The organism is Agrobacterium sp. CGMCC 11546 (assembly GCF_013365515.1).
GTDB lineage: Bacteria > Pseudomonadota > Alphaproteobacteria > Rhizobiales > Rhizobiaceae > Agrobacterium > Agrobacterium fabrum.
Genome location: NZ_CP047387.1, coordinates 493,667 through 514,146 on the forward strand (window position 1 = coordinate 493,667; position 20,480 = coordinate 514,146).

The 20,480-nt window shown below is 60.6% G+C and carries 20 protein-coding genes; 9 read left to right on the top strand and 11 right to left on the bottom strand.

Annotation, left to right across the window (positions count from 1 at the left end; genetic code table 11):
• Positions 1 to 99 precede the first annotated feature (99 nt).
• The 4 genes from GSF67_RS02505 to thrC form a co-directional block, all read right to left on the bottom strand.
• On the bottom strand, positions 100 to 3,015 hold the full coding sequence (locus tag GSF67_RS02505) for an EAL domain-containing protein (protein ID WP_006309835.1): 2,916 nt from the start codon (positions 3,013 to 3,015) through the stop codon (positions 100 to 102).
• Positions 3,012 to 3,611: a GNAT family N-acetyltransferase gene (locus tag GSF67_RS02510; RefSeq protein ID WP_006309836.1), complete on the bottom strand. Its 600-nt coding sequence runs from the start codon at positions 3,609 to 3,611 to the stop codon at positions 3,012 to 3,014. The genes GSF67_RS02505 and GSF67_RS02510 overlap by 4 nt, the downstream gene beginning before the upstream one ends.
• Before the next feature lie 93 nt (positions 3,612 to 3,704).
• A complete protein-coding gene (locus tag GSF67_RS02515; protein WP_010971146.1) occupies positions 3,705 to 5,003 on the bottom strand; it encodes a pitrilysin family protein in 1,299 nt (432 codons plus the stop codon).
• A gap of 21 nt (positions 5,004 to 5,024) precedes the next feature.
• Positions 5,025 to 6,422, bottom strand: a complete 1,398-nt coding sequence (gene thrC, locus GSF67_RS02520; protein WP_035214485.1) for a threonine synthase — start codon at positions 6,420 to 6,422, stop codon at positions 5,025 to 5,027.
• Positions 6,423 to 6,697: 275 nt separating this feature from the next.
• Here thrC and GSF67_RS02525 point away from each other — a divergent pair, with 275 nt between their 5' ends.
• Complete coding sequence (locus GSF67_RS02525; protein WP_035214495.1) at positions 6,698 to 7,237, top strand: PilZ domain-containing protein; 540 nt, start codon at positions 6,698 to 6,700, stop codon at positions 7,235 to 7,237.
• Positions 7,238 to 7,304: 67 nt separating this feature from the next.
• Here GSF67_RS02525 and GSF67_RS02530 read toward each other — a convergent pair whose 3' ends face one another.
• From GSF67_RS02530 to GSF67_RS02540, 3 genes are all read right to left on the bottom strand, one after another.
• On the bottom strand, positions 7,305 to 7,619 hold the full coding sequence (locus GSF67_RS02530; protein WP_006309840.1) for a BrnA antitoxin family protein: 315 nt from the start codon (positions 7,617 to 7,619) through the stop codon (positions 7,305 to 7,307).
• Entirely contained in the window at positions 7,598 to 7,876 is a 279-nt protein-coding gene (locus GSF67_RS02535) for a BrnT family toxin (RefSeq protein ID WP_006309841.1), read from the bottom strand. Before GSF67_RS02535 ends, GSF67_RS02530 begins: the two co-directional genes overlap by 22 nt.
• Positions 7,877 to 7,947: 71 nt before the next feature.
• On the bottom strand, positions 7,948 to 8,637 hold the full coding sequence (locus GSF67_RS02540; protein WP_003520496.1) for an HAD family hydrolase: 690 nt from the start codon (positions 8,635 to 8,637) through the stop codon (positions 7,948 to 7,950).
• A gap of 214 nt (positions 8,638 to 8,851) precedes the next feature.
• Between GSF67_RS02540 and GSF67_RS02545 the strand changes: the two genes are divergently transcribed.
• Positions 8,852 to 9,532 (top strand): GntR family transcriptional regulator, encoded by a 681-nt coding sequence (locus tag GSF67_RS02545; RefSeq protein ID WP_006309842.1) that lies wholly within the window; start codon positions 8,852 to 8,854, stop codon positions 9,530 to 9,532.
• Between the two features lie 45 nt (positions 9,533 to 9,577).
• Positions 9,578 to 10,051: a DUF1284 domain-containing protein gene (locus tag GSF67_RS02550; protein WP_006309843.1), complete on the top strand. Its 474-nt coding sequence runs from the start codon at positions 9,578 to 9,580 to the stop codon at positions 10,049 to 10,051.
• A gap of 177 nt (positions 10,052 to 10,228) precedes the next feature.
• Here the strand turns inward: GSF67_RS02550 and GSF67_RS02555 are convergent, their stop codons facing one another.
• Complete coding sequence (locus GSF67_RS02555) at positions 10,229 to 11,329, bottom strand: hypothetical protein (RefSeq protein ID WP_006309844.1); 1,101 nt, start codon at positions 11,327 to 11,329, stop codon at positions 10,229 to 10,231.
• A gap of 235 nt (positions 11,330 to 11,564) precedes the next feature.
• On the opposite strand from GSF67_RS02555, the gene GSF67_RS02560 reads away from it, so the two are divergent.
• Positions 11,565 to 12,710 carry a site-specific DNA-methyltransferase gene (locus GSF67_RS02560; protein WP_006309845.1) on the top strand — a complete coding sequence of 382 codons (1,146 nt, stop codon included), beginning with the start codon at positions 11,565 to 11,567 and terminating at the stop codon, positions 12,708 to 12,710.
• A 233-nt stretch (positions 12,711 to 12,943) separates the two neighbouring features.
• Here GSF67_RS02560 and GSF67_RS02565 read toward each other — a convergent pair whose 3' ends face one another.
• Positions 12,944 to 13,099, bottom strand: a complete 156-nt coding sequence (locus tag GSF67_RS02565; protein WP_006309848.1) for a hypothetical protein — start codon at positions 13,097 to 13,099, stop codon at positions 12,944 to 12,946.
• On the opposite strand from GSF67_RS02565, the gene GSF67_RS02570 reads away from it, so the two are divergent.
• Positions 13,089 to 13,340 carry a type II toxin-antitoxin system ParD family antitoxin gene (locus GSF67_RS02570; protein WP_006309847.1) on the top strand — a complete coding sequence of 84 codons (252 nt, stop codon included), beginning with the start codon at positions 13,089 to 13,091 and terminating at the stop codon, positions 13,338 to 13,340. The two genes, GSF67_RS02565 and GSF67_RS02570, sit on opposite strands and share 11 nt — an antisense overlap.
• Positions 13,341 to 13,342: 2 nt before the next feature.
• The gene (locus tag GSF67_RS02575) at positions 13,343 to 13,633 is read left to right on the top strand and encodes a type II toxin-antitoxin system RelE/ParE family toxin (RefSeq protein ID WP_006309849.1); all 291 of its coding nucleotides are present in this window, start codon (positions 13,343 to 13,345) and stop codon (positions 13,631 to 13,633) included.
• A gap of 33 nt (positions 13,634 to 13,666) precedes the next feature.
• Here GSF67_RS02575 and GSF67_RS02580 read toward each other — a convergent pair whose 3' ends face one another.
• The gene (locus GSF67_RS02580; RefSeq protein ID WP_006309850.1) at positions 13,667 to 14,278 is read right to left on the bottom strand and encodes an HAD family phosphatase; all 612 of its coding nucleotides are present in this window, start codon (positions 14,276 to 14,278) and stop codon (positions 13,667 to 13,669) included.
• Positions 14,275 to 15,378 (bottom strand): A/G-specific adenine glycosylase, encoded by a 1,104-nt coding sequence (mutY, locus tag GSF67_RS02585; RefSeq protein WP_006309851.1) that lies wholly within the window; start codon positions 15,376 to 15,378, stop codon positions 14,275 to 14,277. The genes GSF67_RS02580 and mutY overlap by 4 nt, the downstream gene beginning before the upstream one ends.
• 98 nt (positions 15,379 to 15,476) lie before the next feature.
• On the opposite strand from mutY, the gene GSF67_RS02590 reads away from it, so the two are divergent.
• The 3 genes from GSF67_RS02590 (at position 15,477) to GSF67_RS02600 (ending at position 20,365) form a co-directional block, all read left to right on the top strand.
• Positions 15,477 to 16,004, top strand: coding sequence for a DUF721 domain-containing protein (locus GSF67_RS02590; RefSeq protein WP_006309852.1), 528 nt, complete (start codon positions 15,477 to 15,479; stop codon positions 16,002 to 16,004).
• 128 nt (positions 16,005 to 16,132) lie between these two features.
• Entirely contained in the window at positions 16,133 to 16,813 is a 681-nt protein-coding gene (locus tag GSF67_RS02595; protein ID WP_006309853.1) for a DsbA family protein, read from the top strand.
• Between the two features lie 84 nt (positions 16,814 to 16,897).
• Entirely contained in the window at positions 16,898 to 20,365 is a 3,468-nt protein-coding gene (locus GSF67_RS02600; RefSeq protein WP_128821976.1) for a chromosome segregation SMC family protein, read from the top strand.
• Positions 20,366 to 20,480 lie beyond the last annotated feature (115 nt).

Here is a 20,480-nt window from a genome sequence, read left to right on the forward strand (position 1 = left end):
TGCCAATGGTCATTTTACGATGCGTGATTAGATCCTCGGGACGAGCCCGAGGATGACGTCGCACTCGTCTAGGGCAGACACATCACTGCACCCCTTCGCTCAAGACGCCCGCTTCGTCGGCTGGAACCGCTCGCGCAGGAGCTTCAGCGCCGCATCGCCGGAAACCGGGGTGCCGAACATGAAGCTCTGGCCGAAATGGCAGTTCATGCGCGCCAGTTCCGCCGCATCCTCGGGCGTTTCGATGCCTTCCGCCACCACCTGCATATCGAGCGCGCGCGCCATGGCGATGACCGAGCGCAGGAGCACATTGCGCTTGTCGCTGGTATTGGCCACTAGCGCCTTGTCGAGCTTGATCGTGTCGAAGGGGAAGCGGGTGAGATAGGCGAGCGACGAATAGCCGGTGCCAAAATCATCCATGGCGAGGCTGAGGCCCGTTTCCTTGAGTTTGGAAAGCACCAGCCGCGCCTGTTCCGGGTTTTCCATCACGACGGATTCGGTCAGTTCCAGCTTCAGCTGTTGCGGATTGCAGCGGGTGCGGGTCAGCATGCCGCGCACGTCGTTGTACAATTCGTTGTTCAGCAATTGCGCGCTGGAAATATTGACAGAAATGAAGATCGGCATCTTGTCGATGGCATGCTGCCAGTCCATCAGGTCGGTCGCCGCACGCTCCAGTGCAAACATGCCGAGAGGCTCAATCAGGCCGGAAGCCTCCGCAATCGGAATGAATTCGCTCGGCGGAATATTGCCGCGCTTGGGATGTTCCCAGCGCATCAGCGCTTCAAAACCGGCCAGCGCGCCATCGTCAAGCTTGACGATCGGCTGATAGGCGAGGGACAGCTCCTTGCGCTCGATGGCGCGGCGGAGGTCGCTTTCCATCTGCAAACGGTCGGTGCCGGAGGTGCGGAAAGCGGGGCGGAACGGCTCGACGCGGTTGCCGCCGGCGCGCTTGGCGCGATACATGGCCAGTTCGGCGTCGCTCAGCAGTCCGGCCGCACTTTCCTGCTGGTCGATCCAAGAGACGAGACCGATGGAGGCGGTGAGGATGATTTCGCGATTGGCGAAATTGATCGGCACCATGATCGCCTTGTTCACCGCATCGGCGAAATCGGCAACCCGCTGCGGATCGCGCTCGGAGGTCAGGATCAGGCCGAATTCATCACCACCGAGACGCGCCAGCGTATCCTGCGGTTTCAGCAGGCGACGCAGGCGCCGGGTGAGCGCAATCAGAATATTGTCACCGGCAGCAATGCCGAGTGTGTCATTGACCAGCTTGTAACGGTCGATATCGATCGCCATCACAGTCGGGCGCACGCCCTCGCTGTCGGGAGAGAGGTTGAGAATCGATTGCAGGCGGTCGAGGAAGACCTGACGGTTCGGAAGCCCGGTCAGATTGTCGTTCATCGCATCCTGCAACAGCCGCTCGACCGAATTTTTCTGTTCGGTGATATCGGTGATGGTGCCGACGCAGCGGATGATTTCGCCGTTGGAGCCAAGCACCGGACGGGCGCGGATTTGCAGCCAATGGAAATGGCCGTCTTCGGCGCGAATGCGGAATTCGTGGTTGAGGCGGCCTTTGCGGTGATCGAGCAGCACGTCGAGCGTCGCCTTGAACCGGTCGCGGTCGTCCGGATGCAGACGTGGCAGCCAGTTACGGGCCGCGCCATGCATGGTGCCGGGTTCCAGCCCCAGCCGGTTGGAAATATCAGGTGTGGTGACGATGCGGTCACGCGTCACATCCCAGTCCCACACGGTATCGCCGCTGCCCGTCAGCGCCAGCGACTGCCGCTCGAGATCGGAGAACAGGCCCTGCTGATAGGCGCTGCCGGCAAAGGCATGCTGAATGACGGTGAAGCCAATCAGCAGCACGATCAGCACCAGCCCGCCGCCAAGTGCGGGCTGCACGATGTCGTTGTCCAATTGTCCCGTCACCGTCAGCCAGCTGCCGAACAGCCAGACGAGGATCAGCGCCCAGGAGGGCACGAGCAAAATCGCCCGGTCGTAACGGTTGAAGCCGAGATAGATGATAAGCGCGATACCGGCCGTCGCCGTCAGCGCAAAGGAGACGCGGGCGATACCGGAGGCGACCGAAGGATCGTAGATCGCCACGCCGAACAGCAGCGCCAGACCCACCACCCAGGCAAAGGTCGCATAACCCAGATGCGCGTGCCATCGGTTCAGGTTGAGATAGGTGAAGAGGAAGACCACGAAGCTGGAGGCGAGCGCCACTTCGGCGCCCGCCCGCCATATTCGTTGATCGCTTGAGGTGACGGTGATGAGTTTTTCGAGGAAACCGAAATCGACGCAGATATAAGCGAGCACCGCCCAGGCGAGCGCTGCCGAGGCTGGCAGGACAGAGGTGCCCTTGACCACGAAAAGGATGGTCAAAAGCACGGCCAGCAGGCCGGCAATGCCGAGCACGATGCCGCGATAGAGCGTGAAGGCGTTGATCGTGTCCTTGTAGGCTTCCGGTTCCCAGAGATAGATCTGCGGCAGCTGCGGCGTGGAAAGCTCGGCGACGAAGGTGATGACGGAGCCGGGATTGAGCGTGATGCGGAACACGTCTGCATCCGGGCTCGGCTGCCGGTCGAGCGCGAAGCCTTCGCTCGGGGTGATGGCGATGATGCGCTGCGAGCCGAGATCGGGCCAGAACAGCTTGGAATTGACGAGACGGAAATGCGGCGCGACGATCACGCGCTCCAGCTGCTCCTCGGAGACGTTGGCGAGCGCAAAGACAGCCCAGTCACCCTGATGGTCTTCGGAACTGGCGCGCACTTCGATACGGCGGCGGATGCCGTCAGGGCCGGGTGCGGTCGAGACCTGAAAGGCTTCGCCCTGATTGGCATAGATATCGGTCGTTGCGGTGAGATCGAGCGCCGTGTCGTCACGGGAAATCTTCACCGGTTCGAAAGCGTAGGAATGAGAGGCAAAAAGCACGAAAAGCAGGAAAAACGGCACAGCCAGTGCGATTGCCGCCAGACGTTTCGACAGGCACGGCGCAGTGTGATTGTAGGTCATGTATCGTACTTCGTTCCGCCGGAGCTTTGCTTGTCGGCAAGAAGGGAAAACATCATATGATCCCGCCATTGGCCATTGATTTTCAGATATTCCCGCAAGAGGCCTTCCCGCTGGAACCCGGCATTTTCGAGAAGCCGGATGCTTTTGAAGTTTTCCGGAATACAGGCTGCCTCGATACGGTGCAACTGAAGTCCGTTAAAGATGTAGGGTATTACCAATTTTAATGCGGCAGACATATGGCCTCGTGCCGCGTGCCGTTCGCCTGTCCAGTAGCCGATCATGCAGCTTTGTGCGGCGCCCCGGCGGATGTAACCGATGGTGATGCCGCCGACGAGCAGGGTTTCTTTTTCGAACAGCAGAAACGAGACGGCGGTGCCGGAGGAAAATTCCTGGCCGTTGCGCACCACGCGCATGCGGAAGGCGCCTTCGGTCAGCTCATCCGGGCGCCAGGTTGGCTCCCAGGGCTGAAGAAACTGCCGGCTTTCCGAGCGTAGCACATGCCATTGCTTGAAATCGCTGTAACGCGGCAGTCTGAGGAGATGATCGGCGCTGCGCAGTTCCGGCGTGTCGTTATGTCGGGAAAGAAAACGCAGCATTCACGATCCCTGGGCGGCAGATATCGTCATCCGCAAGCGGGACGGCGAAAAAGATGAGCGGTCTTCGCCTTTAAGTCCCGCTCTCATAGTGGTTTATCCGTTCGCCTTTATCCTTGCAGGCTGCTGCGCGGACAGCGCGGCAGTGATGTCTGAAAGCGGCGGCAGCTGTTCCAGCGGGCCAATGGCAGACAATGTCGGAACTGTATCGAAAAACAGCCGGCCTGCAAGATCGGTCAGGCGCTCCCGGGTGATGTCCTCGAGGCGCGTCATCATTTCTTCATTGGGGATGGGGCGGCCGTAAAGCATCATCTGCCGGGCAATCTGGCCGGCACGGGCAGCCGGGCTTTCCTGTCCCATCAGCAATTGCGCCCGGATCTGTGCGCGGGCGCGGTTGATTTCGTCCTGATGGATAGTCTCCGAAGACTTGCGCAATTCATCGACGATGACGGGTATCAGTTCCGGCAGGTCATTGCCGCCGGTCGCCGCATGCACGCCGAAAATGCCCGTATCGGAAAAACCCCAATGGAAGGCATAAACGGAATAACACAGGCCGCGCGCCTCGCGCACTTCCTGGAAGAGACGCGATGACATACCGCCGCCGAGAATATTGGCGAGAATCTGCGAACAATAGAAGTCGCGGGCGTGATAGGCCTTGCCCTCGAAACCGAGCAGCACCTGCGCATCCATCAGGTCGCGGGTCTCGCGGATTTCCCCGCCGGTATAGATCGCCTTTTCCATGACGGGCGGTGCCGCCGGCACGAGCGGCAGCGAGGCAAAACGCTCCTCCACCTGCTTCACGAAGCTTTCGTGATCGACCGCGCCGGCGGCGACGACGAAAATCCGGTCCGTCGTATAATTGCGGGCGAGATAATGCCTTATCTCACCGCTCGTGAAGGATTGCACGGTGTCGGGCGTGCCGAGGATCGGCCGGCCGATGGTCTGGTCGCGATAGGCGACGCCGGAGAAATTGTCGAAGATCACGTCGTCAGGCGTATCGGTCGCAGCGCCGATTTCCTGGAGAATGACGTTTTTCTCGCGCTCCAGCTCGTCTTCGTCGAACAGCGATTCCGTCAGGATATCGGCAAGGATATCGACCGCGAGAGGAACATGGTCCTTGAGGACGCGGGCATAATAGGAGGTTGTTTCCGTCGATGTTGCGGCGTTGACTTCGCCACCGACGTTTTCGATCTCTTCGGCGATCTGCCGGGCGGTGCGGCGCGCCGTACCCTTGAAGGCCATATGTTCGAGAAGATGGGCGATGCCGTGCTCGGCAGTCGTCTCGTTGCGGGACCCGGATTTGATCCACACCCCAAGAGCAACGCTTTCGAGATGTGGCATTCTTTCCGTTACAACGGTCAACCCGGACGAAAGCCGGGTCACATTAACTCTCATACTCAACGTCTTTCCGCGTCTCTATTTGCCGGCGCGTGCATGTTGGCCGATGAAGGTTTCCACGGCTTTCAGCTCTGCGTCCAGAATGTCGAAACGCTCCTCCCGGTTCATAATGTCAGCTAGCCATACTGGAAGCGCCGGGTCGATTGCGCAAGCGGATTTTACAGCGGCCGGGAATTTAGCCGGGTGGGCGGTCGACAGAACCACCATCGGGCTTCCCGCTTTTTCGTGCTTCTCAGCCACGAAAACGCCGGTCGCCGTATGCGGATCGATCAGGTATCCGGTCTTTTCAAGTGTGTCGCGAATGGTCGCCGCAACCTGCTTTTCGGTGGCGCGGCCGGCGCGGAAATCCTTTTTGATGAATTTCAGTGCCTTCGGCGGAATTTCAAAGGCGCCGGACTGCTTCAGGCCATCCATGGACGCCGTCACCGCAGCGGAATCGCGGTCATAGGCTTCAAACAGCAGGCGTTCGAAGTTGGACGAAATCTGGATATCCATCGAAGGCGAGGTGGTGGGCTTGACGCCGCGCATCTCGTAACGGCCGGTCTTCAGCGTGCGCGCCAGAATGTCGTTGTCATTGGTGGCGATGACCAGCTTGTCGATCGGCAGCCCCATCTTCTTGGCGACGTAACCGGCGAAGATATCGCCGAAATTGCCTGTCGGAACGGTGAAGGAAATCTTCCGGTCCGGGCCGCCGAGCGACAGCGAGGCGGTGAAGTAATACACCACCTGCGCCATGATCCGCGCCCAGTTGATGGAGTTGACGCCGGAAAGCTTCACGCCGTCGCGGAACTTCACGTCGTTGAACATCTCTTTGACCAGCGTCTGGCAATCGTCGAAATTGCCGTTGATCGCCAGCGCATGCACGTTGGAAGCGGTGGAGGTCGTCATCTGGCGCTGCTGCACCGGCGAGACCTTGCCGTTCGGGAAAAGGATGAAGATATCGGTGCGTTCGCGCCCGGCAAAGGCATCGATCGCCGCACCGCCGGTGTCGCCGGACGTGGCGCCGACAATGGTGGCGCGCTCGCCGCGTTCCGTCAGCGTATAGTCCATCAGGCGGGCGAGAAGCTGCATCGCCACATCCTTGAAGGCGAGCGTGGTGCCATGGAAAAGCTCCAGCACAAAGGTGTTCGGGCCGGTCTGCGTCAGTGGCACGACGGCAGGGTGACGGAACGTCGAATAGGCGTCGTCGATCATCGCCTTGAACTTGTCGGCCGGAATTTCGCCGCCGGTGAAACGGTAGAGAACCTCGAAGGCGACGTCCTGATAGGATTTTCCGCGCAGGTTGCGGATTTCCTTCTTCGACATGGAAGGCCACTCGCGCGGCACGTAAAGCCCGCCGTCACGGCCAAGGCCTGCCAGCAGCGCGTCGCAGAAACCAAGCGAAGGGGCCGCACCCCTGGTCGATACATATTTCACGAGATAGTCCCTTGTCCTTAACCGGTCTGTCCGTGCCGTTACCGGCTCTTTATCAGCAGCATCCCGCCGGAATGAGGCGATTGGCGAGGTAATGAAGGGCTTTTTTGAAAATTCAAGCAAAACCGAACATGCCAATCGATTTTTTCCGGCGTCGCTGCTATAGACCATCGCCAACCTGCGTGAAAGGTCAATAAACAGCGTCTCCGGTTCGGTTCCGGGACAATGGAGAGGGAATTAGAAGAGTGTCAGGGAATTTCTTGCGTTTGTCCGCCGCGATGTCGCTTCTGGCCGTTGTTGCAGGATGTAATTCCTCCAATCCGTCGGACTCGCTTGCCGTCAATCCTCCGGCCGCGCAGGCCAATGCCGTCACCCCGGTGGTGCAGGCCAACTGCCCGACGGTGACGGTTCTCGACGCCAATGCCGTGCATCGCGTTTACGCCGGTGGCGCCAAGGACGATCCGCAGAAACTCGCCTATCAGGTGTCGCTGTCAGATACGACACGGTCCTGCTCCGCCAATGAATCGACGCTGACGGTGAACGTCCTGGCGCAGGGCCGTCTCGTTCCCGGCCCGATGGCCAAGCCCGGCCGCGTCACCGTACCGATCCGCGTGACGGTGAAGGACGGCGACGGCGAGATTTTCGGCGAAACGACCAATTTCGCCATCGACGTTTCGGCAGGCGGAGCGGGCACGCAGTTCATCTTCAACAACGACCACGTCGCCATCCCCAACGGACCGGGCGGCGCGCCGCGGTCTGTCAGCGTCTATATCGGATTTGCCGAGCAGGGTGCGAAGGCCAAGACCAAGCGCCGGTGATTTGACGGGTGAAAAATGAGGCCGGAGGCTGCTTGGCAGGCTCCGGCCTTAAATTGAAATGGCGCCTTTAGATCCCTGCGGCCTTCCGTAAAGCGTTATTGATGCGGCTCTGCCACCCTTTGCCGCCTTCGCGAAAACGCTCCAGCACGTCCTCATCAAGACGTAGCGTCACCTGCTTCTTCGGCTTATCCAACGTCGGGCGACCACGCGATTTTCTGTATTCTTCAACGGCCTCGAAAAAGGCGGCGGGCAGAACCTCTCTGGCGGGACGCGCATTTGCGAGTTCCTCATCTGTCATTTCCGGGAAATCCACGGCATTCCAGTCCGCTTCGGTATAGCCGCGTCCGGGTTTGAATTCTTTCAGTTTTGCAACCTTGGCCATGGCAACGTCCTTCTTTCCTTGGAACTTGCTCGTCGGAAGCTGATGATTGATATCGCTTCGCTTCCGACAGCCGCAAAAATAACAGCCATAGTCCCGTCCCGGAAATACCCGACCGCTTTGAAGCGCGCACTTCCCGGTCCGTTGACACTTTTCTCAATGATGGCGCTATTCCAGTCAAAGCCATCGATGTCCGCAAAGTCGAAGCCGTGCTTCTCGATATTGGCGAGCCTCTTGGGCTCGTCCCATATGATTTTCATGAATTAATGTAGCTACATTTATTTAAATATCAATGCAGCAATTCAGATCACGAAAGAGACGCGCTCACAACTCAAAAAGCGCCTTCCCACTCCGCCATCGCCGCGATCACGGCCGGCAGGTCCTGCATGCGCGAGATCACCGTTTCCGCACCCGCATCCGTCAGCCGGTCGGCGTGGCTCGGATAGGTGTGGGATGCGCCGGTGAAGCCGATGACGCGCATGCCGGCGGCTCTCGCGCCGTGAATGCCGTGCACGGAATCCTCGACCACCACGACCCGATCGGGCGAGACGCCGAATTGCGCCGCGCCATGCAGGAAGATATCCGGCTTCGGCTTCACGCGGTCGGCGCCGAGGTCCTTGGCGGAATAGATATGCGGCGCGAAATAGGGTTTCAGGCCCACTTTCGTCAGCATCATGTCGAGGCGGTGGCTCGAGGAGTTCGAGCAGATGCAGCGCGGCGTCGTCAGGCGCGACAGCGCGAACTTCACGCCCTCGATGATCTTCACGTCGCGTTCCAGCCGCATGTCGAGCAGCTTTTCAGACTTGTCGAGCAGCGATGCGGAGAGCGGAATGCTGGCTTCGCTTTCCACCTGCAGGAGGATGTTCTTCCAGGTCATGCCGGCGAAGCGCTCGCCCATTTCCTCGACGGAGATCGGGTAACCGGCCTCGGTCAAAAGGCGGGATTCCACCTGGGCGGCGATGATTTCGGAATCGACCAGAACGCCGTCGCAGTCGAAAATAATGAGGTCGAAGCCGCTCATGGGCGCTCCCTTTATCGGATTTGCTCGGAAGAAAATGATGCCGGGCTTTTAGACCATGTCCGCGCCAAGCTCAACCGGTTCGCCCGCAAGGGTCGGTCCCGCCGGGCTCATAGCTTGGCGAGGAATGGGTTAGCGGCTGCCGGGCTTCGAATATTCGGTTTGACGTCCCTAAAAACCGCTACACAGGGCCGCGGCATTTGCGTTAAGGGATAGTATGCCCAAGCCAGAAAAAACCACGCCCGAAGACACCATCGCCGCACGCATCAGCCGCACTCTGGCCGAGCGCATCGTTCGTGGTGAGCTGTCGCCGGGCGAACGTCTGCGGCAGGATCATATTGCCGCCGAATTCGGCGCTTCGCATGTGCCGGTGCGCGAGGCCTTCCGCCGGCTGGAAGCGCAGGGGCTGGCCGCCAGCATTCCGCGCCGGGGTGTGCGGGTCGCGGATTTCGGGCTCGACGATGTGCGCGAGGTTGCGGAAATGCGCGCAGCCCTTGAGGTGCTGGCGCTGCGTCACGCTATTCCCAACATGACCCCTGCCATTCTCGATCAGGCGGAAGCGGCCACCCTTGAAGGCGATAGCGCCGTCGATGTTCAGCATTGGGAGGAGGCCAATCGTCGTTTCCACCGCCTCATCACCGCGCCCTGCAACATGCCGCGCCTGATGGAGGCCATCGACGGGTTGCATGCGGCGAGCGCCCGTTTCCTGTTCTCCGCATGGCGGGCCGGCTGGGAACGCCGCACCGATACCGATCACCGCGCAATCCTGGATGCGCTTCGTGGCAGCCGTGCCGAGGAGGCGGTGCGCATTCTCGATGGACATGTGCAATGGATCGGCCGCAAGGCGATCCGCACCTCGTCCGGCTCGGTGCGTGACGCCTTCGCCATTGTTGGATAGGGCGGGCCCGTGACCGTCCGCCTGCGGCCCCACCACCTTCTCTGTATGCTGACCTATATCGGCAAGGGCTACACATCCGGCTTCGTGGAAAATTACGACCGCCTCGCCGCCCGGCTGAATGCGGGCGAAGATATCGAATTGGTGGAGGGGGCGGACGACATCTGCGAAGGCCTGCTCTGCGAAAGCCATGCCCACTGTTTCAACGACGGTATTGTGCAGCGGGACGAGACGGCCCGTCTGTCGGTTTCGGCGCTTTTGGGCGAAACCCTGATCGCCGGCAAAAGTCTGCGGGTAACGCCGGATTTTCTCTCCAAGATGCGCGTGGCTTTCGCCGCTGGAGACATCCGGCAGGCCTGTCGCGGCTGCCAGTGGATCAGGCTGTGCGACCGCATCGCGGCCTCGGGATTTGCCGGCGTGAAAATCGGCACGCCGTTACAGGTGGCGCCGAGGGATGCGACGCGTCTTTCCAGCCATCCGATGCTCAGGCCCAAATATGGGCCGTCCGGCCGGAAATTGTGATGTTCTAAATTCCGCCGGCCCTCATCCCTGTGCTTGTCACAGGGATGAGGGCCGGCGCGCGTCCGCGCGACGGGGAGACTCCTTTCAGCCAAGGACTTGGGCTGGCTGGATTCCTGTGACAAGCACAGAAATGAGGGGAGAGGGAGCAGGGAACAAGGAACAACCGCCCCGTGGCAATTACTCCGCCACAGTCGTCTCGGTCCGCTCCGCCGCCTTCACGGTCGCCGTGATCTCCTTCGGGTCGCGGCCGGACTTCTTGTCGTAGCTTACCTTCACCGAATAATCGCCGGGATGCAGGGTTTCCTGATGTTTCGTGCCGTAGCGGCCGGAAATCTCCTTCTGCGTGCCCTGAAGGTCCTTGGTCGTTTCAACGATATCGATCCGTTCCGCGCCGGGGGCGGTGATGGCAAGAACGCCAGCATCGAGATTGAGGGTAATTTCCGAGCGTTGTCCGGCGGTTACCGTGAATGGCTGTTCCGCCGTCACCTTGCCGAGACGGGCGCGCATCACGAAATCCCCCGCGGGCATTTCCATCATCTTGCCGGTGCCGTAAACGCCGCTGATGGTCTGGCGCGTGCCATCCAGTGTTTCCTTGGCCGACATCGCCTCGAAACGGATGTCGTCCGTTTCGACAGCCCTGCCGCCCTGCGCATAAACCGCCTTGGCGACGACAACGCCGCTCGGAATGACCAACTCGTGGCTGATCTTTTCGCCGGCCTTGATGGCAAGGGTTTCCTGCGCTCGCGCCGGGCCTATGCTGCCGGTGAGGGTGATTTCGCCGGCCGGCACGAAGACCGTATTCTGCCCATAGACGCTGTCCTTGAAATCGCCCTTGGTAATTTCGGTTTTCGCCTGTGGTTCCACATCGCCGCCCGCGCTGCGCTTCGGCAAGACAGTCAGTTCCGCCGCGTCGAAACTCACCTTTGGCCGCGCGATGCTTCCGTCCTTCACCTCGAAGGGCACGTCGCGGGTCACATTGCCGAGTGCCGCCACGCCGACATATCTGCCGGCCGGCAGTTTTGCTTCGAAGGTGGCGTCATAGGAACCGCCGGCATTGGTCTCGGTGCGTGCGCCGGTTCGGTCGGCCTTGTAAAAATCCCAACGCACCTTGTCGCTGTTGCCAAGCGAGGGGCCGCCGTCGAACAGCACCGCGTCGGTGACGACGTTATATTGCGGGGTCGGAGCCGGTTCCTGCGACAGCGCCGGCAGCGCCGTTGCGAAAAAAGCGGCACAGACGACATTCATGGAAAAAGAAGCCATTTTCATCACGGACCCCATTGCGGATTACCCCCTGCCATAATGGCTCTTTCTGCCGCGTCGATCCGCGGAACATAAGAACCCGTTGTGCACAACGTTTTTGCCGCGCTTCGGGTTCCCCGACTGCCGCCGTAAATCCGGCCGGAGCGCCGCAATAGCCATTTATTTCGCATTTTCCGTGACTTGTTCAGGCTTTGATAACCATCTTCGGTAACCATAAGCGTCAGTAGAGAGTAAGCGTATGGAGCGAGTACCAATGGCAGCAGTTTTTCCGCTGGCCGATTTTCGGCGTGCCGGTTTTGATCGTGCGGGCGAGAGTGACGCCTGGAAAGACAGCATCATCAAAGGTGATTGTGTCGCTGCCTTGGATGCCCTCCCGAGCCAGTCGGTGGATGCGATTTTCGCCGATCCGCCCTATAATCTCCAGCTTGGCGGCACGCTGCACAGGCCCGATCAGTCGCTGGTCGATGCCGTCGATGACGAATGGGACCAGTTCGCCTCCTTCGACGCCTATGACGCCTTCACCCGCGCCTGGCTGCTCGCCTGCCGCCGTGTGCTGAAACCGAACGGCACCATCTGGGTCATCGGCTCCTATCACAATATCTTCCGCGTCGGCGCCATGCTCCAGAACCTCGATTTCTGGATCCTCAACGATATCGTCTGGCGCAAGACCAACCCCATGCCCAATTTCAAGGGCCGCCGTTTCCAGAACGCCCATGAGACGATGATCTGGGCAAGTCGCGATCCGAAAGCCAAGAGCTATACCTTCAACTACGACGCTCTGAAGGCCTCCAACGACGATGTCCAGATGCGCTCGGACTGGCTGTTCCCGATTTGCAGCGGCCATGAGCGGCTGAAAGGCGACGACGGCAAGAAGGTGCATCCCACCCAGAAGCCGGAAGCCCTGCTGGCGCGCATCATCATGGCATCGACCAAGCCGGGTGATATCGTGCTTGACCCGTTCTTCGGTTCCGGCACCACGGGTGCCGTTGCAAAACGCCTTGGCCGCCATTTCGTCGGCATCGAGCGCGAACAGGATTATATCGATGCGGCATCCGCCCGCATCGCTGCCGTCGAGCCACTCGGCAAGGCGGAACTGACCGTCATGACCGGCAAGAAGGCAGAGCCGCGCGTCGCCTTCAACACGCTGGTGGAAAGCGGCCTCGTTCGCCCGGGCCAGGTGCTGACGGATGCACGACGTCGCTATAGCGCCATTATTCGTGCCGATGGTACGCTCGCATCCGGCGGGACCGCCGGCTCCATTCACCGCCTCGGCGCGAAGGTGCAGGGTCTCGATGCATGCAACGGATGGACGTTCTGGCATTTCGAGGATGGCGACGCGCTGAAGCCGATCGATGATCTCAGAACCATCATCCGCAGTGAAATGGCAAAGGCTGAATAGTCGAGAGCCGTAGAGGCTGGAGACGGACGATCCACCGCCCGCCCTTGTCAGAATACGTCTCTGTCCGGTTTAGTACCTTCAGTCCCGGATAGAGAAACGACCAACGCCCGGCACCCTGGTGTCGGGCGTTGGTATTTTCGAATATAAAACTTTAGCTAGACAAGTTTCGCGCAAGAGACGCGCAGTACTGTCTCAAATCAGAGCAGTGGTTGTGAAAATCCGGTTCGGAAAGCTCACAAAAACATTGCGTCCGATGCCGCTTGCGGCAGGACTGGCGCAGGCCGGAGACCGCCATTTCCGCCTGCGCCAATTTCTTTTCCCCATCCGTTTTTGACAAACCTTGCCAAATTCTGCACGCTATCTTCATAGGAGATGAAGATGGTGACCATGAACATATCGTTGCCCGAGCCGATGAAAGAATGGGTCGAAGCCCAGTCGAAAACTGGTCGTTACTCCAATGCCAGCGACTATGTGCGTGATCTCATCCGCAGGGATCAGGAACGGGGCGAAAAGATAGCCGCGATGCAGCGCCTGGTGGATGAAGGATTGCAGAGCGGCATCGGTGATCGCTCGCCGGAGGCATTGTTCGCCGAGGCCGAGGCCCGGTCAGCGAAACGCGATATCGGCTGATCATGGGTTTTCGTCTGTCTCTGCTCGCGGAAGAGGACGTCATTCGTATTGCGGAGGAGGGCATCCTGATATTCGGGGCCAAACAGGCACAGAAATATCATCAGGAACTCTTCGCTATCTTCGAATTGATATCGTGTAGTCCGCGAATGGCGCGCGAACGGGACGAATTGTCGCCGCCGCTGCGCATTCAACGCTTCAAGGCGCATCTGGTTGTCTATAGCGTTGACGCGGACGACGAAGTGTTTATCGTCCGCGTGCGTCATGGGCATGAGGACTGGGTGAATGAACCCTAATCCATGGCATGAAGCGATATCAGGGCCGGTGTCCTACACCTCCACCCCATAAGCCCGCAAATCCTGCTTCAGCTTTTCCGCGACGGTAAAATGCACGGCCTGCCAGCCGGCGGCCTTGGCGCCTTCGACATTGGCGAGCGTATCGTCGATGAAGAGGCTGGTGGCCGGATTGAGGCCGAATTCTTTGGCGTGCAGATCGTAGATCGCCACATCCGGCTTCAAAAGCTTCACGTCGCCGGAGACCGTTACGCCGCGCGGCAGGGTGAGGAAGGGGAACATCTTCTGCGCTTCGCGAAAAGTGTCGGAGGCGAAGTTGGTCAGCATCGTCACATCATGGCCGCTGTCGATCAGGGCAACCATGATCGCGACGCTGTCATCATAGGAGTGTGAGACCATCTCGTGCCAGAACCTGCGGAAGGCGCGGATGTGCTCTTCCCGTTCGGGAAACCGCTCAAGCAGCAGCGCCTCGGCATCTTCCCAGCGGCGGCCGCGATCCTGCTCGAGGTTCCAGTCATGGGTGCAGACATTCTCGAAGAACCATTGGCGCTCGTCGGCATCGGGAATGAGGCGGCTATAGGGAATATGCGGATCGTAATGGATCAGCACCTTGCCGATGTCGAATACGATATGGTCAATCTTGGTCATCGAAACTTCCTGCTTTTATCGAATGCGGATGGAATAGCCTCTGCAATGACTTTTTTCATCACCGTTGGCAGCGCCTGCGCGTCAAGATTTGTAACCGGCTCCCACCATCCGTCATCCGGCCCGGTTTGAAGGCCATCCGGAACCTGCGCGCGATAGACGGTCAGACGCAGTTCGAAATGGGTGAAGACATGCACGATCACGCCCGCCATCTGCCAGCCGGCAGCAAAGGGTGCATGGCTCACCTCCGTGCCGCCATCCATCCGCGCGGTCCACGCCGTTGTCGGCACCTCGGTCATGCCGCCCAGGAGCCCGCTGTCGATGCGCCGCCGCAGCAGGATCTCGCCCTCTGTATTCACTGCGACGAAAGCAGCCCCGAGCCGCACCGGCTTTGCCTTTTTTGCGGCTTTCACCGGAAAACGTTCCGGCTCGTCACGGGCAAGCGCCAGACAGGCGCCATTGAAGGGACAGAGCGCGCAGGCCGGCCGTTTCGGCGTGCAGATCGTTGCGCCGAGATCCATCATCGCCTGCGCAAAATCCCCGGGTCTCTCGGCAGGGGTCAATTCCGCCACCTTCGCCTTCATCGCCGGCTTGGAGCCGGGCAGGGGCGCGTCGATGGCGAAGAGGCGCGAAATCACGCGCTCGACATTGCCGTCCATGACAGCAGCCTGCCGGTCGAAGGCAATGGCCGCGACAGCGGCGGACGTATAATCGCCGATGCCAGGCAACTGCTTCAGACCTTCTTCGGTGTCCGGAAAGACGCCACCATGCTCGCGCGCCACGGCCTCCGCGCATTTTTTAAGATTGCGGGCGCGGGCGTAGTAGCCAAGTCCCGCCCAGGCGGCCATGACATCCTCGACCGGTGCCGCCGCCAGATCGTCAACACGTGGCCAGGCGGCAAGAAACTTCAGGAAATAGGGCTTTACCGCCTGCACCGTCGTCTGCTGCAGCATCACTTCTGAAAGCCAGACGTGGTAGGGATCGGCACGTTTCCCTCGTGCCGCCATCGCCGGAGAGGTGCGCCAGGGCAGTTCGCGATGATGCCGGTCGTACCATGCGAGCAGCATCTGCGCATAAGACGACGGGGCGGTTTTTTGAAGCATGGTTTGCCGTTTCTGTTCGATTTGGCCTATAGTTGGGACATAAGAAGCAGGCGATCAAGAACATGCGGATTCGCCGGCTCCCAAAACGTGAGTGAAACATGCGTTATCCCCAGAAGGGCGTTGTACAGAGGAAGGGCGTCGTCCAGATCGCCGAAGTCGCCAATGGCATCATGGATCCCGTGCTGTCGAAGCGGGCGGGCATCAACACCGCGCTGCTCGGCTCCTGGGATGAGATCGCCGGTGATGACTTTGCCGATTGCACGCGGCCGGAAAAAATCACCTGGCCGCGCCGCGACGAAGGCCCGGATCGCGGCGGTTATCAGCCCGGCGTGCTGACGATCGCCTGCGAAGGCGCGCGCGCCCTGTTTCTCACCCATGCCCAGGGCGAACTCATCGCCCGCATCAACGGCTTTTTCGGCTTTCCGGCCGTGCGCCAGATCAGGATCGTCCAGAAGCCGGTGTCGCCGGCCATCACCCGCCGTCGCAAACCGCAACCCCTGCGCGGCGATGCGGCAAAACGTCTCGATGACATGATGGAAGGCCTCGAGAGCGAGGCATTGCGCAACGCGGTGGAACGGCTTGGCACGGCGGTCTTGCAGAAGAAGCCGCGTGGCCGAAGCATTTGATCGGGGCGGTTGTCCTTGACTGGTCACAATTCTTTGACAAGAAGAGTCCAGAACTCCGCTTGTGATGAACAGGCCGTCGCTATATCGGAATCAACGGACAATAGAGTCTATTACCAACAGGTGCTTTCATGCATTTTCCCGAACTGACCATTTCCCGTCGCAGCCTTCTCGGCGGTGTTGCCCTTGCCGCCATTGCCACGGCCCTGCCGTTTGCCTTCACGCCCGGCATTGCCGAAGCGCAGGAACTGCCTGAATCCACCGGTGACGTGGATATGGCTGCGGTGATGAAGCCCGGCCCGCTGCCGGAAGCAGCGCTCGGCGATGCCAATGCACCCGTCAAGATCGTCGAATATATGTCGATGACCTGCCCGCACTGCGCCAACTTCCACAACAAGACCTTCGAAGAAATCAAGAAGAAGTACATCGATACCGGCAAGGTCTATTTCGTGCTGCGCGAATTCCCGTTCGATCCGCGCGCCGCTGCCGCCTTCATGCTGGCGCGCTGCGCGCCGGAAGGTCAGTATTTCCCCTTCGTTTCCATGCTGTTCAAACAGCAGCAGAGCTGGGCTGTCGCCCAGGATGCGCGTGCCGCCCTGCTGCAAATGTCGAAAATGGCCGGTTTCTCACAGGAGTCTTTCGAGGCCTGCTTGACGAACCAGAAACTTCTGGATGATGTGAACGCAACCATGCAACGCGGTGCGACGGAATTCGGCGTCAACTCCACGCCGACTTTCATCATCAACGGCAAGAAATACGCAGGAGACATGTCGGTTGAAACCATGTCGGCTGTCATCGACAAGCTGCTCTGATCACCGAAGCCTTCAGAAAGCGGGCGGCGGATATTTCCGCACGCCCGTTTTTTATTGCCCATCTTCCTGCCTGGGTGTGACGGCATGAAGTTCAACAAGCTCCGCGTCGTCGGTTTCAAGTCCTTCGTTGAACCCTCCGAATTCATCATCGAGCCCGGTCTGACCGGCGTTGTCGGCCCAAATGGTTGCGGCAAGTCCAATCTGGTCGAAGCGCTGCGCTGGGTAATGGGCGAGAACTCCTACAAGAACATGCGGGCATCCGGCATGGATGACGTCATTTTCTCGGGCTCCGGCAATCGCCCGGCCAGAAACACCGCCGAGGTCGGCCTTTATCTCGACAATTCCGACCGCACCGCGCCCGCCGCCTTCAACGATGCCGATGAAATTCAGGTAACGCGCCGTATCGAGCGCGAAAACGGCTCCGTTTACCGCATCAATGGCAAGGAAGCCCGCGCCAAGGATGTGCAACTGCTGTTTGCCGATGCCTCCACCGGCGCGCGCTCGCCCTCCATGGTGGGGCAAGGGCGTATCGGCGAGCTCATCAATGCCAAGCCACAAGCCCGTCGCCAGCTGCTGGAAGAGGCGGCCGGCATTTCCGGCCTGCATTCGCGTCGCCACGAGGCCGAGCTTCGCCTGCGCGCCGCCGAGACCAATCTGGAGCGGCTGGAAGACGTGACCGCTCAGCTGGAAAGCCAGATCGAAAGCCTGAAACGCCAGGCGCGCCAGGCCAACCGCTTCAAGATGCTGTCCGCCGATATCCGCGCCCGCGAGGCAACCCTTCTGCACATCCGCTGGGTGGAGGCGAAGGAAGCGGAAGGCGAGGCGGAAAGCGCGCTCAATCAGGCGACCAACATCGTCGCCGAAAAGGCTCAAGGCCAGATGGAAGCGGCCAAGCAGCAGGGCATCGCCAGCCTGAAACTGCCGGAACTGCGCGAGGACGAGGCCCGCGTGGCCGCCGCCCTGCAACGCCTGCAGATTGCCCGCACCCAGCTGGATGACGAGGCAAACCGCCTGTTGCGCCGCCGTGACGAGCTGGCCCGCCGTCTCTCGCAGCTTGGCGAGGATATCGTCCGCGAGGAACGGCTGGTCGCCGATAATGCCCAGATACTCGCTCGGCTGGACGAAGAAGAGGCCGAACTTCTCGACATCCTCTCCGATTCCGGTCGTCATGCGGATGAGATGCGCGAAGCCTTCGAGGCTGCGGCCGTCAAGCTGGCGGAAAGCGAAGCCGTCTTCACATCAATCACCGCCGAACGCGCTGAGGCGGCGGCCGGCCGTCAGCAACTGGAGCGGGCGATCCGCGATCTTTCTGACCGCAAGCTGAGGCTGGAGCGGCAATCGCAGGAAGCATCCGCCGAGATTGAAACTATCGACGAAAAGCTCTCCGGTCTTCCCGACCCCGCGGAGCGGCGTGAAGCGGTGGAAGCGGCTGAGATTGCCGTCGAGGATGCGTTGATCGTGGCGGAGGAAGCCGAGGCCGCCGTTGCCGAGGCGCGTTCCGCCGAAGCGCTGGCGCGCGGACCGCTGGAAACGGCGAAGAACCGGCTGAATGCGCTGGATACCGAAGCACGCACCATCACCAAAATGCTCGCCACCAGCGCTGCCGCCAATGGCAGTTTCACGCCGGTGGCGGAAGAAATGACCGTGGAGCGCGGTTATGAGGCCGCACTTGGCGCGGCGCTTGGCGATGATCTCGAAAGCCCGCTCGATGCGAGCGCCCCCGCCTATTGGGGCGGCAATGGAAACGGTGCGGATGATCCCGGCCTGCCGCAGGGCTCTAAACCGCTTCTGGACTATGTGCAGGCGCCAGATGCCCTCCGGCGTGCCCTTGCGCAGATTGGCGTCGTTGCAGACGTTTCGGAGGCCCGACGCCTTCTGCCGTCGCTGAAAGCCGGCCAGAGGCTGGTAACGCGCGAAGGTGCGCTGTTCCGCTGGGACGGCCATATCGCCAGCGCCGATGCGCCGGGTGCCGCCGCACTTCGCCTGTCGCAGAAGAACCGCCTCGCCGAAATCGAAGCCGAACTGGAGGAGGCCCGCTCCATTCTGGAAGAGGCCGAAGACCAGCTTGCCGCGAAGACCGAGGACATTAGAAGCAGTGAATTGCGGCTCTCGGAGGTGCGTGACCGGAGCCGGCTCGCGACCCGTCAGCTTGCCGAGGCACGCGAGGCGCTGACATCCGCCGAACGGGCTTCGGGCGATCTGCTGCGCCGGCGGGATATCGTCTCGGAAGCGCTGAACCAGATCGGCGCGCAGATCGATGAGATCGCCGTTCAGGAAGAAAATGCCCGCATCGAAATGGAAGATGCGCCGGATCTTTCCGTGCTTGATCTCCGTCTGCGTGAAAGCCAGCTGGAAGTCGCGACCGACCGCGGCCTCTTGGCGGAGGCCCGCGCCCGACATGAAGGCGTGAGTCGCGAGGCGGAAAGCCGCCAGCGCAGAATTCAGGCCATAGGGCAGGAGCGTTCCACCTGGGCATCGCGCGCTGCAAGTGCCGCCGATCATATCGCCACATTGCGCGAACGCGAGGAAGAGGCGCGCGAGGAAATTGCCGAACTGGACATAGCGCCCGAGGAATTCGACGAGAAACGCCGAAACCTCCTCAACGAATTGCAAAAGACCGAAGACGCCCGCCGCGCCGCCGCCGACCGGCTGGCCGAGGCCGAAAACCTGCAGCGCGCCGCCGACCGGGTGGCGGCGACGGCCCTTTCCGAACTGGCCGAAGCCCGCGAAAAGCGTGGCCGTGCCGAAGAGCGACTGGTTTCCGCCCGCGAGAAACGGCAGGAAACCGAACACCGCATCCGCGAAACGCTGAATACCGAGCCGCATATGGCATTTCGCCTGACCGGCCTTGGCCCGGACCAGCCGAAGCCCGATATCCGCGACGTCGAGCGCGATCTCGATCGGCTGAAGATCGAGCGCGAAAGGCTTGGCGCGGTCAATCTGCGCGCCGAGGAGGAACAGGCGGAGCTTTCCGCCAAGCTCGAGGCGCTGATCAAGGAGCGGGATGACATCATCGATGCCGTGCGCAAGCTGCGCGCCGGCATCCAGAACCTCAACCGCGAAGGCCGCGAACGGTTGATCGCCGCCTTCGACGTAGTCAATTCACAGTTCCAGCGACTGTTCACCCATCTTTTCGGTGGCGGCACGGCGGAATTGCAGCTGATCGAATCCGACGACCCGCTGGAAGCCGGCCTCGAAATCCTCGCCCGCCCGCCCGGCAAGAAGCCGCAGACCATGACGCTGCTTTCGGGCGGCGAGCAGGCGCTGACGGCGATGGCGCTGATCTTTGCGGTCTTCCTCACCAATCCCGCGCCCATCTGCGTGCTGGACGAGGTGGACGCGCCGCTCGATGACCACAATGTCGAGCGTTATTGCAACCTGATGGATGAGATGGTGGCCTCCACCGAGACGCGATTCGTTATCATCACCCATAATCCCATCACCATGGCGCGCATGAACCGCCTGTTCGGTGTCACCATGGCCGAACAGGGCGTTTCGCAACTGGTGTCGGTGGATTTGCAGACTGCCGAACAGCTGCGCGAAGCCGTCTGAGGCGCCTTTTCCGGTTCTCTTCGCCAATTATGCTCATTTTGAATTTATCTTGCTATCTCACCCATTCGGGTGAGCGACATCACGCGGCATTTTGTTATGGTCTGCCTATAAGTCT